13 protein-coding genes are annotated in these 17,550 nt (G+C 58.1%); all 13 read right to left on the reverse strand.

Going from position 1 to position 17,550, the window contains the following annotated elements:
• Window positions 1-73: 73 nt before the first annotated feature.
• Entirely contained in the window at window positions 74-919 is an 846-nt protein-coding gene (kdsA, locus tag BK659_RS26280; protein ID WP_123428480.1) for a 3-deoxy-8-phosphooctulonate synthase, read from the reverse strand.
• A gap of 5 nt (window positions 920-924) precedes the next feature.
• Window positions 925-2,556: a CTP synthase gene (locus BK659_RS26285; RefSeq protein WP_123428482.1), complete on the reverse strand. Its 1,632-nt coding sequence runs from the start codon at window positions 2,554-2,556 to the stop codon at window positions 925-927.
• A 274-nt stretch (window positions 2,557-2,830) separates the two neighbouring features.
• A complete protein-coding gene (gene tilS / locus BK659_RS26290) occupies window positions 2,831-4,159 on the reverse strand; it encodes a tRNA lysidine(34) synthetase TilS (RefSeq protein ID WP_123428484.1) in 1,329 nt (442 codons plus the stop codon).
• 153 nt (window positions 4,160-4,312) lie between these two features.
• Complete coding sequence (locus tag BK659_RS26295) at window positions 4,313-5,260, reverse strand: acetyl-CoA carboxylase carboxyltransferase subunit alpha (RefSeq protein WP_123428486.1); 948 nt, start codon at window positions 5,258-5,260, stop codon at window positions 4,313-4,315.
• A gap of 154 nt (window positions 5,261-5,414) precedes the next feature.
• On the reverse strand, window positions 5,415-8,936 hold the full coding sequence (gene dnaE, locus BK659_RS26300; RefSeq protein WP_123428488.1) for a DNA polymerase III subunit alpha: 3,522 nt from the start codon (window positions 8,934-8,936) through the stop codon (window positions 5,415-5,417).
• Window positions 8,937-9,012: 76 nt separating this feature from the next.
• The gene (rnhB, locus tag BK659_RS26305; protein WP_259740317.1) at window positions 9,013-9,639 is read right to left on the reverse strand and encodes a ribonuclease HII; all 627 of its coding nucleotides are present in this window, start codon (window positions 9,637-9,639) and stop codon (window positions 9,013-9,015) included.
• Between the two features lie 11 nt (window positions 9,640-9,650).
• Entirely contained in the window at window positions 9,651-10,781 is a 1,131-nt protein-coding gene (lpxB, locus tag BK659_RS26310) for a lipid-A-disaccharide synthase (protein WP_123428492.1), read from the reverse strand.
• Between the two features lie 2 nt (window positions 10,782-10,783).
• Window positions 10,784-11,560 (reverse strand): acyl-ACP--UDP-N-acetylglucosamine O-acyltransferase, encoded by a 777-nt coding sequence (gene lpxA, locus BK659_RS26315; RefSeq protein ID WP_123428494.1) that lies wholly within the window; start codon window positions 11,558-11,560, stop codon window positions 10,784-10,786.
• The gene (gene fabZ, locus BK659_RS26320; protein WP_071551634.1) at window positions 11,557-11,997 is read right to left on the reverse strand and encodes a 3-hydroxyacyl-ACP dehydratase FabZ; all 441 of its coding nucleotides are present in this window, start codon (window positions 11,995-11,997) and stop codon (window positions 11,557-11,559) included. Before fabZ ends, lpxA begins: the two co-directional genes overlap by 4 nt.
• 108 nt (window positions 11,998-12,105) lie before the next feature.
• On the reverse strand, window positions 12,106-13,161 hold the full coding sequence (gene lpxD / locus BK659_RS26325; RefSeq protein ID WP_123428496.1) for a UDP-3-O-(3-hydroxymyristoyl)glucosamine N-acyltransferase: 1,056 nt from the start codon (window positions 13,159-13,161) through the stop codon (window positions 12,106-12,108).
• Between the two features lie 3 nt (window positions 13,162-13,164).
• Window positions 13,165-13,668 carry an OmpH/Skp family outer membrane protein gene (locus BK659_RS26330; protein ID WP_071551636.1) on the reverse strand — a complete coding sequence of 168 codons (504 nt, stop codon included), beginning with the start codon at window positions 13,666-13,668 and terminating at the stop codon, window positions 13,165-13,167.
• A 45-nt stretch (window positions 13,669-13,713) separates the two neighbouring features.
• On the reverse strand, window positions 13,714-16,092 hold the full coding sequence (bamA, locus tag BK659_RS26335) for an outer membrane protein assembly factor BamA (protein ID WP_123428498.1): 2,379 nt from the start codon (window positions 16,090-16,092) through the stop codon (window positions 13,714-13,716).
• A gap of 74 nt (window positions 16,093-16,166) precedes the next feature.
• A complete protein-coding gene (gene rseP, locus BK659_RS26340; protein ID WP_123428500.1) occupies window positions 16,167-17,519 on the reverse strand; it encodes a sigma E protease regulator RseP in 1,353 nt (450 codons plus the stop codon).
• Between the last annotated feature and the right edge of the window lie 31 nt (window positions 17,520-17,550).

Genomic DNA, 17,550 nt, shown 5'->3' on the forward strand with positions numbered 1-17,550 from the left:
CTTGCGGACGATAAGGCTCAGGCCCGCGGGCCTGAGCATTAAATCGTGCGGTACTTTACCGGAGAATTGAGGATTACGCGGTTTCTACCGTCGGAAAACTCTTCACCAGTTCGTCCAGAGCCTTGAGCTGAGCCAGAAATGGCTCCAGCTTGTCCAGACGCAAGGCGCAAGGGCCGTCGCATTTGGCGTTGTCCGGATCCGGATGAGCTTCCAGGAACAGGCCAGCCAACGACTGGCTCATGCCAGCCTTGGCCAGGTCGGTGACCTGGGCGCGGCGTCCGCCGGCAGAATCCGAGCGACCACCGGGCATTTGCAGCGCGTGGGTCACGTCGAAGAACACCGGGTATTCGAACTGCTTCATGATGCCGAAGCCGAGCATGTCCACTACCAGGTTGTTGTAGCCGAAGCTCGAACCACGCTCGCAGAGGATCAACTGATCGTTACCGGCCTCTTCGCATTTGCTCAGGATGTGTTTCATTTCCTGAGGGGCGAGGAACTGGGCTTTCTTGATGTTGATCACCGCGCCGGTCTTGGCCATCGCGACAACCAGATCGGTCTGGCGCGACAGGAAGGCCGGCAACTGGATGATGTCGCAGACTTCAGCAACCACCGCAGCCTGCTCGGGCTCATGGACATCGGTGATGATCGGCACGCCAAAGGCTTGCTTGATGTCCTGGAAAATCCGCATGCCTTCCTCGAGGCCGGGGCCCCGATAGGAAGTTACCGACGAGCGGTTGGCCTTGTCGAAGCTGGCCTTGAACACGTAAGGGATACCGAGTTTCTCGGTGACCTTTACGTACTCTTCACAGACCTGCATCGCCATGTCACGGCTTTCCAGCACGTTCATGCCACCGAACAACACCATCGGTTTGTCGTTGGCGATTTCGATGTTGCCTACGCGGATGATCTTTTGAGCCATCAGGTTCAAGCCTTCTTCTGGTGTTGAGCCAAAGCTGCTTTGACGAAGCCGCTGAACAACGGGTGACCGTCACGCGGGGTCGAGGTGAACTCCGGGTGGAACTGGCAAGCGACGAACCAAGGATGGTTCGGGGCTTCAACCACTTCAACCAGCGCGCCGTCACCGGAACGACCGGAGATTTTCAGACCGGCTTCGATCAGTTGTGGCAGCAGTTTGTTGTTCACTTCGTAGCGATGACGATGACGCTCGACGATCACGTCCTTGGCGTAGCAATCGTGGACCAGGGAGCCAGCTTCAAGCAGGCAATCCTGAGCACCCAGACGCATGGTGCCGCCCAGATCGGACGATTCGGTACGGGTTTCAACCGCGCCGGTGGCATCTTCCCACTCGGTGATCAGGCCCACGACCGGGTGACCGCTGGCACGATCGAACTCGGTGGAGTTGGCGTCTTTCCAGCCCAGCACGTTACGAGCGAACTCGATCACGGCGACTTGCATGCCCAGGCAGATACCCAGGTACGGAACCTTGTTTTCGCGAGCGTATTGAACGGCGGTGATCTTGCCTTCCACGCCACGCAGACCGAAGCCGCCTGGAACCAGAATCGCATCCACGCCCTCAAGCAGCGCGGTGCCCTGGTTTTCGATGTCTTCGGAATCGATGTAGCGCAGGTTGACCTTGGTGCGGTTACTGATGCCGGCGTGACTCATCGCTTCGATCAACGACTTGTAAGCGTCCAGCAGTTCCATGTACTTGCCGACCATGGCGATGGTGACTTCGTGCTCGGGGTTGAGCTTGGCATCGACCACGGCTTCCCACTCGGACAGATCGGCACCGCCACATTGCAGGCCGAAACGCTCGACAACGAAATCATCCAGGCCCTGGGAATGCAGAATGCCCGGGATCTTGTAGATGGTGTCGGCGTCTTCCAGCGCGATGACCGCACGTTCTTCAACGTTGGTGAACTGCGCGATCTTGCGACGCGAAGAGATGTCGATCGGGTGATCGGAACGGCACACCAGCACGTCTGGTTGCAGGCCGATGGAACGCAGTTCCTTGACCGAGTGCTGAGTAGGCTTGGTTTTGGTTTCGCCGGCAGTGGCAATGTACGGCACCAGTGTCAGGTGCATCAGCATCGCGCGCTTGGCGCCGACTTCGAAACGCAATTGACGGATGGCTTCGAGGAACGGTTGGGATTCGATGTCACCCACGGTGCCACCGATCTCGACCATGGCCACGTCGGCATCGCCCGCGCCCTTGATGATGCGGCGCTTGATTTCATCGGTAATGTGCGGAATCACCTGGATGGTTGCACCCAGATAATCACCACGGCGCTCTTTGCGCAGGACGTGCTCGTAGACACGGCCGGTGGTGAAGTTGTTGTTCTGGGTCATGGTCGTGCGGATGAACCGCTCGTAGTGGCCCAGGTCCAGGTCGGTCTCGGCGCCGTCGTGAGTGACGAACACTTCACCGTGCTGGAACGGGCTCATGGTGCCCGGGTCAACGTTGATGTACGGGTCCAGCTTGAGCATGGTGACCTTAAGTCCCCGCGCCTCCAGGATGGCCGCCAATGAAGCCGATGCAATGCCTTTCCCCAATGAAGAAACAACACCGCCCGTGACGAATATGTAGCGCGTCATGAAAAACCCTAGAAGTCTGCGTTAAAGCGGTCCGAGCCGCCGGGGAAAGCGAAGGAAGGCCGAAGCCCCCGATCACCTGCATTAATCACAGTGCACCTTTCAAAAAAACCGCTGCGTTGGGACAGACCGGAAGAAGAATCACCGGTACGTTGCTCGCTACACATTTTTTGGAATCGCCCAGCAAAGACTGCTTGGTAATCGGCAACTCCTGCAATTCAGTTGAATCCACAGAAGTTGTATCAAGAAGGGAGCGTAGTCTACCGGAAAGCCCCTTTCAGCTCAAACCTTGATCGTTGATCGCTGGCTGCCACAGCAAAAGGCAGTTTCCCCCCGCGCTACCGTCGAGCCCGCGCAGGTTTGCCACCGCGAGCAATTGTTCATTGCAGTAGAGCAGCGGCAATCTGCCACGGGCGAACAGCGGCAGGCCGCTTTCATTGAGCAAACGCTTGAGATCCCGATGCCCTCGCCCGGGCAAATACATGACTTCACCGCCCTGCCGGTAGCGCACGCTTAACGCCCCTTCGGGAATGATCCCACTGAGGGTCAGTTGGCCGTTATCGGGCAACCGCAGCGCCGCCGATGGATCTGGCCAAAGCGCAGCCGGCTCAGGGAGACTCAACCAGTGGCCGGACAGCCACCAGATTCGCCCGTTCGCACGCTGCAGCTCACCGTCCGCCAGGCGCCAGATCGGCCGTGCATCCATCGCTGCATCGCGCAAATCCGCCCAACCCGACCAATGGTCACTGTCCGGCAAACGCGTCAACGGCGCCAACCAGTGGCTGAGGGCATTGCGCTGGCGGGCGGCGGAGAGCTTTTCAAGCGCGGCCATTTCCAGAGACGGTACGCCCAGCCAATCGAATTCGCTGACGGTTGCAGCTTGAGCCAGATCCATCTCGGCCAAGTCTGCGAGCAAACCCTGCGCCTCACTCAAATGCGCGGCGCTGCGGGCGATGGTGGCCACGGCCTGCGGCCAGCGCTGAGTCAGCGCAGGAAAAATCTGCTGGCGAAGGTAATTGCGAGAAAACTGTTGGTCCGCGTTCGACGGATCTTCGATCCAGCTCAACTGATGCTCGGCGGCATAGGCCTCAAGTTCAGCCCGCGCTACCTCAAGCAACGGACGCAGCAAAAAACCACGACCCAACGGACGTTGTGGCGGGATCGCCGACAATCCTCTCACCCCTGCCCCGCGCAGCAGACGAAACAAAAGGGTTTCGGCCTGATCGTCCCGGTGCTGGGCCGTCAGTAGCAGCTCATTGGTTTCGGTGGCCTCGACAAAGGCGCCATACCGCGCCTCACGAGCCGCGCGTTCAAGACTCGCACCAGGCAGGACCTGAACCCGAATAACCTGCAATGGCACACCCAGCGCATCACACACCGACTGACAATGCCCCGGCCACGCATCAGCCGCAGCCTGAAGGCCGTGATGGATGTGAATCGCTTTGAGTTCAGGCAGGGAATGTTTTTTTGCGAGTTGCGCGAGAAGGTGCAGCAGAACGGTGGAGTCGAGACCACCGGAGAAGGCGACACGCCAGGTCGGCGCGGTGCGCCAGGGTGCAAGCTTCAGCAGAAGCCGGGCAGACAGATTCATCTTTGAAGGATTCATAGGCGTCTGTCGCCTCCACATAGAACCAATGTGGGAACGAGCTTGCTCGCGATAGCGATATAACAGTCAATAAATTCATTGAATGTTACACAGCCTTCGCGAGCAAGCTCGCTCCCACAGTGGTTTTGCGTCGTTTGCCGAAGCAGCGTCAGATCAGAGACCGTAGCTCATCAGACGCTCGTAACGGCGGGCCAGCAGCGCGTCGTTGTCGAACTTCTTCAGCATCGCCAGTTGCGAGCTCAGCTCGGCACGGATCGAGGCAGCAGCCGCCGCCGGATCACGGTGCGCGCCACCCAGTGGCTCGCCGATCACTTTATCAACGATACCCAGGCCTTTCAGGCGCTCGGCAGTGATGCCCATGGCCTCAGCGGCATCCGGGGCTTTCTCGGCGGTTTTCCACAGGATCGAGGCGCAACCTTCCGGCGAGATCACCGCATAGGTCGAGTACTGCAACATGTTCAGCTGGTCGCAAACGCCGATCGCCAGCGCACCACCGGAACCACCCTCACCGATCACGGTGGCGATGATTGGGGTCTTCAGGCGGGCCATGACGCGCAGGTTCCAGGCAATCGCTTCGCTCTGGTTGCGCTCTTCAGCGTCGATGCCAGGGTAAGCACCCGGAGTGTCGATGAAGGTCAGGATCGGCATTTTGAAACGCTCGGCCATTTCCATCAGACGGCAGGCTTTGCGGTAGCCCTCTGGGCGCGGCATGCCGAAGTTGCGGCGAACCTTCTCGCGCACTTCACGGCCTTTCTGGTGACCGATGATCATCACCGGCTGGTCATCCAGACGAGCAACACCGCCGACAATCGCGGCGTCGTCGGAGAAGTGACGGTCACCGTGCAATTCATCGAATTCGGTGAAGATGTGCTCGATGTAGTCCAGGGTGTAAGGGCGACGCGGATGACGCGCCAGACGCGCGATCTGCCAACTGGTCAACTTGCCGAAGATGTCTTCGGTGAGCGTGCTGCTCTTGTCTTGCAGGCGGGAGATTTCATCGCCGATATTCAGCGAATTGTCATTACCGACCAAGCGCAACTCTTCGATCTTGGCTTGCAGGTCGGCGATCGGCTGTTCGAAATCAAGAAAATTCGGGTTCATAGGCGTCCGTCTTGGGTCGACGTCCAAGAGAGCTTGGGCCGGCCGGTTGTCTATTCGCGCCCTACCTTAAGGGACAGGCGCGTTCAGGTCGAGATTAAAAATTCTGCTCAAGGTCAGGGCGCGTTCAATAATGACAAAGAACGGCACCTCACCGTCAACGGTATTGGAGGAAGACGTTGTCTCGCCCGAACTGGTCACGCAGGGCTTGAATCAAGGCGTCTGCCGGATCGATTCGCCAGCCTTCGCCGAACTGCAACAGGGCCTTGGCGTCAGGGCTGGTGTACTCCATGGTAATCGGGCACGCGCCACGGTGGCGCTTGAACAACTCGCCCAGCCAGCGTAGCTGATCGCCTTTGAGGTCTTGGGTCTGGACCTTCAAGCGCAGGCTTTCGGCCAGGTTGGTGCGTGCGTCTTCCATGCTCATCACCCGCTTGACCCGCAAGCGCAGGCCACCAGAGAAGTCGTCATTGCTGACTTCGCCTTCGACCACCACCATCGCGTCGGTCTGCAACAGCGACTGCGCGGAATGGAACGCCTCGGCAAACAGCGATGCCTCGATCCGTCCCGAGCGGTCGTCGAGGGTGATGAAGCCCATCTTGTCGCCCTTTTTGTTCTTCATCACCCGCAGGGCAATGATCATCCCCGCGACTGTCTGAGTATCACGCGCAGGTTTCAAATCGATGATGCGTTGACGGGCAAAGCGGCGGATTTCACCTTCGTATTCGTCAATCGGGTGACCGGTCAGGTACAGCCCCAGGGTGTCTTTCTCCCCTTTCAGGCGTTCCTTGAGCGTCAGCTCCTTGGCTTTGCGGTGATTGGCGTAGACGTCGGCGTCTGCTTCGACAAACAGGCCTCCAAACAGGTCGGCATGACCACTGTCATGGGTACGAGCGGTTTGTTCGGCAGCTTTGATCGCTTCTTCCATAGCCGTCAGCAAGACCGCTCGATTGCGGTCGATATTGGCCTGATAGGCTTTCTGCTCATCGTGGAAATACGGGCCAAGGCGATCCAGGGCACCACTGCGGATCAAGCCGTCGAGGGTCCGCTTGTTAATGCGCTTGAGGTCGACCCGGGCGCAGAAATCGAAAAGGTCCTTGAACGGCCCGTCCTGCCGTGCCTCGGTAATCGCTTCGACCGGCCCTTCGCCAACACCCTTGATCGCGCCCAGACCGTAAATAATCCGGCCTTCGTCGTTCACCGTGAACTTGAACTCCGAGGTGTTCACGTCCGGTGCGTCGAGGCGCAGCTTCATGGTCCGCACTTCTTCGATCAAGGTCACGACCTTGTCGGTGTTGTGCATATCCGCCGAGAGTACCGCGGCCATGAACGGCGCCGGGTAGTGAGCTTTCAGCCAGGCTGTCTGGTACGACACCAGGCCGTAGGCGGCGGAGTGAGATTTGTTGAAGCCGTAACCGGCGAACTTCTCCACCAGATCAAAGATGTTACCGGCAAGGTCGGCATCGATATTATTGGTCGCGCACCCTTCGATGAAACCGCCGCGTTGCTTGGCCATTTCTTCGGGCTTTTTCTTACCCATGGCCCGACGCAGCATGTCCGCACCACCGAGGGTGTACCCGGCCATGACCTGAGCAATCTGCATCACCTGTTCCTGATACAGGATGATGCCGTAGGTCGGCGCCAATACCGGTTTGAGGCCTTCGTACTGGTAGTCCGAGTGCGGGTACGCCAGTTCGGCGCGACCGTGCTTACGGTTGATGAAGTCATCCACCATGCCCGATTGCAGCGGGCCCGGACGGAACAACGCCACGAGTGCGATCAAGTCTTCCAGGCAGTCGGGCTTGAGCTTTTTGATCAGCTCTTTCATGCCACGCGACTCGAGCTGGAACACCGCGGTGGTTTCAGCTTTTTGCAGCAACTGGTACGTCGGCTTGTCATCCAGCGGGATGAACGCGATATCCAGCGGCGGCAGGTCGACCTTGGCGCGGTCACGGTTGATGGTTTTCAGCGCCCAATCAATGATGGTCAGGGTGCGCAAACCCAGGAAGTCGAACTTCACCAGACCGGCAGCCTCGACGTCGTCCTTGTCGAACTGGGTTACCAGGCCACCACCTTCTTCGTCGCAATAGATCGGCGAAAAGTCGGTCAGTTTGGTCGGCGCGATAACCACACCACCGGCGTGCTTGCCGACGTTACGCACAACGCCCTCAAGCTTTCGGGCCATTTCCCAGATTTCTGCGGCCTCTTCATCGACCTTGATGAAGTCGCGGAGGATTTCTTCCTGCTCGTAGGCTTTTTCCAGGGTCATGCCGACTTCGAAGGGGATCATCTTCGACAGACGATCCGCCAAACCGTAGGACTTGCCCTGCACCCGCGCGACGTCACGGACCACAGCCTTGGCCGCCATGGAACCGAAGGTAATAATCTGGCTTACCGCGTTGCGGCCGTATTTCTCAGCCACGTAGTCGATCACCCGGTCACGACCGTCCATGCAGAAGTCGACGTCGAAGTCGGGCATGGAAACCCGTTCCGGGTTAAGGAAACGTTCGAACAGCAGGTCATATTCCAGCGGATCGAGGTCGGTGATTTTCTGCACATAGGCCACCAGCGATCCGGCACCCGACCCACGGCCTGGACCTACCGGTACGCCGTTGTTCTTGGCCCACTGGATGAAGTCCATAACGATCAGGAAGTAACCGGGGAACCCCATCTGGATGATGATATCCAGCTCGAAATTCAACCGGTCAACGTAGACCTGACGCTTGGCGTCGTAATCTTCGGTGGTGTCCTTGGGCAGCAGAACGCTCAAGCGCTCTTCCAGACCATCAAAGGAGACTTTGCGGAAATACTCGTCGATGGTCATGCCATCGGGAATCGGGAAGTTGGGCAGGAAGTGCTTGCCGAGCTTCACATCGATATTGCAGCGCTTGGCGATCTCGACGGTGTTTTCCAGCGCTTCAGGCAAGTCGCTGAACAACTCGGCCATTTCCTCGGCGCTTTTCAGGTACTGCTGATCGCTGTAGTTTTTCGAGCGGCGTGGATCGTCGAGCGCTCGGCCCTCACCAATGCACACGCGGGTTTCGTGAGCTTCGAAGTCTTCGCGCTTGATGAAGCGCACATCGTTGGTCGCCACCAATGGCGCGCCGATCTTGTCGGCCAGCGCCACGGCAGCGTGCAGCTGTTCTTCGTCGTTGGGGCGATTGGTGCGCTGGATTTCCAGATAGAAGCGATCCGGGAACACTGCCATCCACTCACGGGCGAGAGTCTCGGCTTCATCAGGATTGCCACCGAGCAAGGCGATACCAATCTCGCCCTCCTTCGCAGCCGACAACATGATCAAGCCTTCGCTGGCCTCGGCCACCCACTCGCGCTCGATGATGATCTGGCCATTGCGCTGGCCGTCGATGAAGCCACGCGAAATCAACTCGGTGAGGTTACGGTAGCCAACGGCGTTCATCGCCAGGAAGCTGATCCGGCTCAGCGGGTTATCGGGGTCCTTGTTCGACAACCACAGGTCGGCGCCACAGATCGGCTTGATCCCGGCGCCCATGGCGTTTTTGTAGAACTTGACCAGGGAACACATGTTGTTCTGGTCGGTGACCGCCACGGCAGGCATGTTCATGCCGACCAGGGTCTTGACCAGCGGTTTGATCCGCACCAGACCGTCGACCAGGGAGTATTCAGTGTGCAGGCGTAGATGAACGAATGAAGCCGGCATAGTGATCCTGTCTGAAAACGTGAAGACAACAAGGCCCGGATTGTACCGGGCCTTGGCAAAAACATCAGCCTTGCAACTAGCTCTCGATCAAACCCTCACGCGCCTCGTAAGCCAGTCGAACCGGAGCAAACGAGCGCCGATGAATCGGCGTCGGCCCCAGTCGGGCCAAGGCCTCCAGATGAACGGGCGTCGGGTAGCCTTTGTGGCCACCGATGCCGTAACCCGGGTAAATCAATTCAAACGCCGCCATTTCACGATCACGGCTGACTTTTGCCAGAATCGATGCTGCTGCAATAGCCGGGACTTTGCTATCGCCTTTGACCACTGCTTCAGCCGGCATGGCCAGTTTCGGGCAGCGGTTGCCGTCGATCATCGCCAGTTTTGGCGTAATGTGCAGGCCTTCGATGGCGCGCTGCATGGCCAGCATCGTCGCGTGCAGAATATTCAGTTCATCGATTTCTTCGACTTCGGCACGGGCGATGCACCAGCTCAGGGCTTTCTCGCAAATTTCGTCGTAAAGCTTTTCGCGGCGCGCTTCAGTGAGCTTCTTCGAGTCATTGAGTCCGAGGATCGGCCGGTTCGGATCGAGGATTACCGCCGCCGTCACCACCGCGCCGCAGAGCGGACCGCGCCCCACCTCATCGACACCGGCGACCAGGTCTTCGGCGTCTGCGACGAGGGTAAAATCCAGGCCCATTTGCATCTTTACGTTACTCATTGAGGTTTGCCGATCAGATTGAGGACAGCTTCGGCGGCCTGGTTCGAGGCATCGCGACGCAAGGTCCGGTGAATCTGGTCAAAACCGGTGGTTTGCTCTTCACCGCCATCGATCAACGGCGACAGCGTCAGCGCCAAGGCCTCGGGGGTTGCATCGTCTTGCAGCAATTCGGGCACCAGCAGACGCTGAGCCAGCAAATTCGGCAAAGAGATATAAGGGCTTTTCACCATGCGCTTGAGGATCCAGAACGTCAGCGGTGCCAGGCGGTAGGCCACAACCATCGGCCGCTTGTACAACAGGGCTTCCAGCGTCGCGGTCCCCGAAGCGATCAATACCGCATCGCAAGCAGCCAGTGCCTGATGAGAGCGACCATCGAGCAAGGTCACCGGCAAATCGCGGCTGGCCAACAGCTCTTCGAGCTGTACACGGCGCTCGGGACTGGCACACGGCATGACGAACCGCACGCCGGGACGCATGGCCCGCAGACGCTCGGCGGTGTCGAGGAACAAGGCACCCAGACGCCCGACCTCACCACCCCGGCTGCCCGGCATCAGGGCAACCAATGGGCCTTCAGGCAATCCCAGTTCGGCGCGCGCAGCCGAGCGGTCAGCCTCGAGGGGAATCGCATCGGCCAGCGAGTGACCGACAAACCGCACCGGCACACCCTTCTCTTCATAGAACTTTGCTTCGAACGGGAACAGCGTGAGCATCAGATCGCAGCCTTCGCGAATCTTCAGCACGCGCTTTTGACGCCACGCCCAAACCGACGGGCTGACGTAATGCACGGTCTTGATCCCGGCCTGACGCAGTTTGAGTTCGATATTGAGGGTGAAATCCGGGGCGTCGATGCCGATGAACACATCCGGTTTTTCGGCTATCAGGGTCGCGATCAGTTTTTTGCGCCGAGCCAGCAGCTCGCGCAATCGACCCAGCACTTCGACCAGGCCCATGACCGCCAGACGCTCCATCGGGAAGTAAGAGCTCAGGCCTTCAGCCTGCATCAGCGGACCGCCGACACCGATGAACTCAACCGCAGGATGCTGTGCCTTGAGTGCGCGCATCAGGCCCGCGCCCAGAATATCGCCGGAGGCTTCGCCCGCCACCAGCGCAATACGCAGATTAGCCATGATTAACGGGTGATGCCGCGAGTCGAAGACTGGATCGAGTCACGGAACACCGCGACTTCCGGGAACTGTTCCGACGGCTCGGTCAACTCGGCAAGCGCTTGTTCGACCGTCAACCCCTGGCGATAAACCACTTTGTAGGCACGGCGTAATGCGTGGATCGCCTCTTCGCTGAAACCACGGCGGCGCATGCCTTCGAAGTTCATGCTGCGGGCTTCGGCAGGGTTGCCGAACACCGTGACATAGGCCGGAACGTCCTTGCCAATGGCAGTGCCCATGCCGGAAAAGCTGTGGGCGCCAATATGGCAATACTGATGAACCAGGGTAAAACCGGACAGGATCGCCCAGTCATCGACGTGCACATGACCGGCCAACGCAGTGTTGTTGACCAGGATGCAGTTATTGCCGATAACGCTGTCATGGCCAATGTGGGCATAGGCCATGATCAGGTTGTGATCACCCAGGGTCGTTTCGGAACGATCCTGAATCGTGCCACGGTGAATCGTCACGCCTTCACGGATGACATTGTGGTCACCGATCACCAGGCGGGTTTCTTCACCCTTGTACTTCAAATCGGGCGTGTCCTCACCTACCGAGGAAAACTGGTAAATGCGGTTGTGCTTACCGATACGTGTCGGCCCCTTGAGAATCACGTGCGGGCCGATCACTGTTCCCTCGCCGATTTCCACACCAGCGCCGACGATCGACCACGGGCCGACCTCGACGTCGTCGGCCAGAATGGCCGTCGGATCGATGATTGCGCGAGGGTCAATCAAACTCATAGTTTGCGTTCCGCGCAGATGATTTCAGCAGAGCAGACTGGCTTGCCATCGACCGAAGCCTGGCATTCGAACTTCCAGATCTGACGCTTGCAGCTGATGAACCTGGCTTCAAGAATCAACTGATCACCCGGCAGAACCGGTTGGCGGAAACGCAGCTTGTCGGAGCCGACGAAGTAGTAAAGCGTGCCATCGGCAGGCTTGACGTCGAGCATTTTGAAACCAAGGATCCCGGCAGCCTGAGCCATCGCTTCAATGATCAGTACGCCCGGCATGATTGGATGCGCCGGAAAGTGACCATTGAAGAACGGCTCGTTGATGCTGACATTCTTGTAGGCGCGAATGCGCTTGCCCTCAACATCCAGCTCCACTACCCGGTCCACCAACAGGAACGGGTAACGGTGAGGCAGGTATTCGCGAATCTCGTTGATGTCCATCATTTCGGGGGGAAGCCTATGTAAAGATTGGGAGCGCGCGACTGACGCACACTCCTCTAGCAAATCAAGGAGGCAGTCTAACGGCTGTGCACACTTGATATGGAAATGGTATCAGCCATCTGATGAAGCATTGCTGTCAGGGGTCACGTCCCCAACACGCTTTTCCAGCTGTCGCAGACGTCGCGCGATGTCATCGAGCTGACGGATACGTGCCGCGCTTTTACGCCACTCGGCAGCCGGTTGCATGGCCGTTCCGGAGGAATATGAACCCGGCTCGGTAATCGAGTGAGTCACCATGGTCATTCCGGTCAGGAATACGTTGTCGCAAATATCAATGTGCCCAACCAGCCCTACACCACCCGCCAGCATGCAGTGCTTGCCGATTTTGGTGCTGCCGGAAATCCCCACGCACGCCGCCATGGCGGTGTGATCACCGACCTGCACGTTGTGGGCAATCTGAATCTGGTTATCGAGCTTCACGCCATTGCCGATGATGGTGTCGGCCAACGCACCGCGGTCGATGGCGGTATTCACGCCAATCTCCACATCGTCACCGATCAATACCCCACCGACCTGGGCGATTTTCTGCCAGATGCCTTTTTCGTTGGCAAAACCAAAGCCTTCACCACCGAGCACGGCGCCGGACTGAATGACCACGCGCTTGCCAATGCGAACGTCGTGGTACAGCGTCACACGCGGGGCCAACCAGCCGCCCTCGCCGATCTCGCTACGCGCACCAATGAAGCAGTGCGCACCGACCGTCACGCCTGCGGCGATTCGCGCAGCACTTTCGATCACGGCAAACGCGCCGATACTCGCTGCCGGATCAACCACTGCATCCGCCGCCACAACCGCTGTCGGATGAATACCGGCAGCAGCCTTCGGCTTGGGATCGAACAGGTGGGAAACCCGCGCATACGCCGCGTACGGATCGGGCACAACCAGCGCATCACCGGCAAAACCTTCTGCGTCAGCGGCCTTCAGCAACACGGCTGCGGCCTGGCTGTCGGCCAGATATTTACGGTATTGGGGGTTTGCCAGAAAGCTCAACTGAGCTGGGCCAGCCTCCTGCAAGGTGGCTAGCCCAGTGATTTCTTTCTCCGGGTCGCCACGAAGGGTGGCGCCGAGGAACTCGGCCAATTGGCCGAGCTTTATAGTCGCTGTCATGGATTACTTCAGCTGATTCATGCGCTCGATAACCTGGCGAGTGATGTCGTACTGAGGCTTGACATCAATCACTGCGCCACGCTCGAAGACCAGGTCATAAGCACCTTTCTTGATGACTTCTTCCACAGCGCTATCCAGTTTCGGCTTGAGCTGCTTCAGCATTTCACGGTCAGCAACGGCTTTGGCTTCGTTCAGCTCTTTGGACTGGAACTGGAAGTCACGAGCCTTCTGCTTGAACTCGAGCTCAAGACGCTCACGCTCGCCCTGGGCCATTTTGTCGCCACCGCTAACCAGACGATCCTGGATGCCTTTGGCACTGCTTTCCAGGGTTTTGAGCTTGGTCAGCTGCGGGCCGAACTTCTTCTCGGCATCCACGGCGTACTTCTTCGCCGCGTCAGACTCCAGCAGAGCCATTTGATAGTTCAGTACCGCGATTTTCATTTCGGCAAATGCCGGGGTTGCTACCAGGACAGTTGCCAGGAGAACCAATTGAGTCAACTTACGCACGATGCACTCCTACAAAATCCATTGTCGTTATCTTGGATCAGACTATTAGAAAGTCTGACCGAGGGAGAATTGGAACACCTGGGTCTCTGCATTGCTGTCCGGTTTCTTGACCGGCATTGCCAAGGCAAAGCTCAACGGACCGAGGGCGGTAACCCATGTCACGCCAACACCCACCGAACTGGCCATATTGGCCAGACTGACTTCGTTGCACTGCGTTTTGGACTTCGAACCATCGGCGTTAGTGCTCTGCGTGCAAGACGAGTCGAACACGTTACCCACGTCCCAGAATACCGACGTGCGCAAGGAACGCTGATCTTTCACGAACGGCAGAGGGAACAGAACCTCTACACCGCCCTGAATCAGGACGTTACCACCAAACGGCAGCGCATTCTGGTCCGGGTCGACGGAAGTTCCCGGGTTAACGCCACGGCTCGGCGTACTGCGAGGCCCCAAGGTGCTGTCCTTGAAGCCGCGAACCGAGTTGAAACCACCTGCGTAGTAGTTCTCGTAGAACGGCAGGCCACTGGTCGAACCGTAACCATCACCATAGCCCAGCTCTGTATGCAGACGCATGGTGTAGTTGTCGGTCAATGGCTGGAACAGCTGACCACGGTAATCAAGCTTGAAGAACGACAGGTCGCTACCTGGTGTTGTCGCTTCCATCGTCAAGCTCTGGGAGTGACCACGGGTCGCCAGCACGCCTTTGTTCAGAGTCGACTCGGACCAACCGGCCGAGGCCTTGAAGTTCAGGTACTGGTCGCCTTCACGGTTAACGAAGTCAAAAATCTCGTCAACGGTGTACTGCCCGGTCTTGATCTTGTCTTGCTGCGCCGTCAGACCGAAGGTCAGACGCGAAGTCTCGCTGATCGGATAACCGACGCTGACACCGGCACCCAGGCTGTCTACCGCATAGCTGGCTACGTTGACGTCGAGGTTTTTGTAGTCAGTGGTGCGATAGAAAGCGTTGTAACCCAGGCTCACGCCATCGGCGGTCCAGTACGGGTCGACATAACCGAAGTTGTAACGGCTCTGGTACTGGCTACGGGTCAAGCCGATGCTGACCTTGTTACCGGTACCCAGGAAGTTGTTCTGGGTAATCGAACCACCCAGGATCAAACCGGCGCTCTGAGCAAAACCAACGCTGGCGGTAATCGAACCGGAAGCTTGTTCTTCAACGGCGTAGTTCACGTCAACCTGGTCATCGACACCCGGTACGGCCGGCGTCTCGACGTTGACTTCCTTGAAGAAGCCCAGACGCTCCAGACGGGTCTTGGACTGGTCGATCAGGTAGGTCGAAGCCCAGCCACCTTCCATCTGGCGCATTTCACGACGCAGCACTTCGTCTTCCGACTTGGTGTTGCCGCGGAAGTTGATACGGTTTACGTAAGCACGCTTGCCCGGATCGACCACAAAGGTGATATCGACCGTGTGATCGTCATCATGTGGAGTCGGTACACCGTTGACGTTGGCGAAGGTGTAACCCTCGTTACCCAGGCGACGGGTGATCAGTTCAGAAGTCGTGGTCATCAGCTTGCGCGAGAACACCTGACCTTTTTGCACCAGCAGCAGCGCCTTGACCTGGTCTTCAGGGACTTTCAGGTCACCGCTGAGCTTCACGTCACGAACGTTGTACTTCTGACCTTCGTTGACGTTAACGGTGATATAGACGTGTTTTTTGTCCGGAGTGATCGAAACCTGGGTCGAAGCAATATCCATGTTGATATAGCCACGGTCCAGGTAATAGGAGCGCAGACGCTCCAGGTCACCGGAGAGTTTTTCACGAGCGTACTTGTCATCGTTCTTGAAGAACGACAGCCAGTTGGTGGTCTTGAGTTCGAACAGGTCGATCAGGTCTTCATCAGGGAAAACCGTGTTACCCACCACGTTGATGTGCTGGATGGCGGCAACAGTGCCTTCGTTGATATTGACCTTCAAGCCAACGCGGTTACGCGGCTGAGGAACAACCTCGGTATCGACGGTCGCAGAGTAGCGGCCTTGAGCGACGTACTGACGCTGCAGCTCGTTACGCACGCCTTCAAGCGTCGCACGCTGGAAGATCTCGCCTTCGGCCAGACCGGATTGTTTAAGGCCTTTCATCAGGTCTTCAGTGGAGATCGCCTTGTTACCTTCGATCTCGATACTGGCAACCGACGGACGCTCGACTACAGTAATGACCAGGACATTGCCATCGCGGCCCAGCTGGATATCTTGAAAGAACCCGGTTTTGAACAGCGCACGAGTGGATTCCACCAGGCGACGATCATCCGCCTGTTCACCGACGTTCAACGGCAAGGCACCAAAGACGCTACCCGCGGATACCCGCTGGAGGCCATTGACGCGAATATCGGAGATAGTGAAGGACTCGGCGTGAACTTCGGCGATCATCAATACGGTGAGAACCGCAGTTAGCAGCAGACGTTTCATGAAGTCCTTTCTTATTCCAACTGGCAATAAACAAACTGCCGCAAAATGCGGCAGATTCGCAATTCAGCGAAGCGTTACAGTCGACCCAGATCGTTGACCAGAGCAAGCAACATCACCCCGATCACCAAACTGATACCGATCTGTATCCCCCAACCCTGCACCCGATCCGACAAGGGACGACCACGCGTCCACTCGATCAGATAAAACAACAAATGCCCCCCATCCAGTACAGGAATGGGCAACAAATTCAGAACTCCCAGGCTAATACTCAGATAAGCCAGGAAATTCAGGAAATCAGCGACACCCGACTGGGCAGAAGCGCCCGCCACTTTAGCAATGGTTATCGGTCCACTCAAGTTTTTTACCGAGAGCTCGCCGAACAACATTTTCTTTAGTGAATCAAGGGTCAACACACTCATGGTCCAAGTGCGTCGAGCACCCTCGCCAATTGCTGCCACAGGACCGAAGCTGACCTCGCGAATCATCGCTGGTGGCCAATCGACAGCCTTGACCCCGGCACCCAGATAACCGGTGGCCACTTTTTCCTTGCCACGGGTTGCCAAGGTCACAGGGACGTCGATTTGAGCACCGTCGCGCTCAATGTGCAGCACAATTTTGGTATCAGGACGTACACGGACCCAATCAACCACTTGCTGCCAGTCGCTCAACGCCTGACCATCGAGCGCCAGCAGACGGTCGCCGGTCTTCAGGCCGGCAGCCTGCGCCGGGCCTTTGGGGTCAAGTTCAGCCAACACCGGTGGCAATTCCGGACGCCAAGGACGAATACCCAGCGAGCGAATCGGATCCGGCTCATCGGCGCCCTTGAGCCAATGGTCCAGGACCAGCTCACGAGGTGAATCAGCGGTAGAGCCCTGCTCGCGCACCAGCAACTGCAAGGAACCGCTTTCACCGAGACGCCGGACCAGCTGCAGATTCACTGCCGCCCAACCCGAAGTCGGCTCGCCGTCGATGGCGACAATTTCCTGGCCTGGGCTCAAACCAGCCTTGGCGGCAAGGCTGCCGATCTCAACGGCACCAATGACGGGGCGTACCTGCTCCGTCCCCAGCATTGCCAGCGCCCAAAAGAACACCAATGCCAGCAGGAAGTTGGCGATAGGCCCGGCAGCAACGATTGCGATGCGCTGACGAACGGATTTTCGGTTGAAGGCCTGGTCAAGCTGATCGGCCGGCACTTCGCCTTCACGCTCATCGAGCATTTTCACGTAGCCACCCAGAGGGATGGCGGCGATTACGAACTCGGTGCCGCGCCGATCATGCCAGCGCAGCAACGGCAGGCCGAAACCCACGGAGAAACGCAGAACCTTGACGCCACAGCGACGCGCAACCCAGAAATGGCCAAATTCATGGAAGGTGACCAGCACGCCCAAAGCCACCAGGGTGCCGACAATCATATAGAGCGCGCTCATCTACTTTCTCCGCAATCCTATTCAGTGCTGC

The sequence above is a fragment of the Pseudomonas brassicacearum genome, from assembly GCF_003732225.1.
GTDB classification, from domain to species: domain Bacteria; phylum Pseudomonadota; class Gammaproteobacteria; order Pseudomonadales; family Pseudomonadaceae; genus Aquipseudomonas; species Aquipseudomonas brassicacearum_E.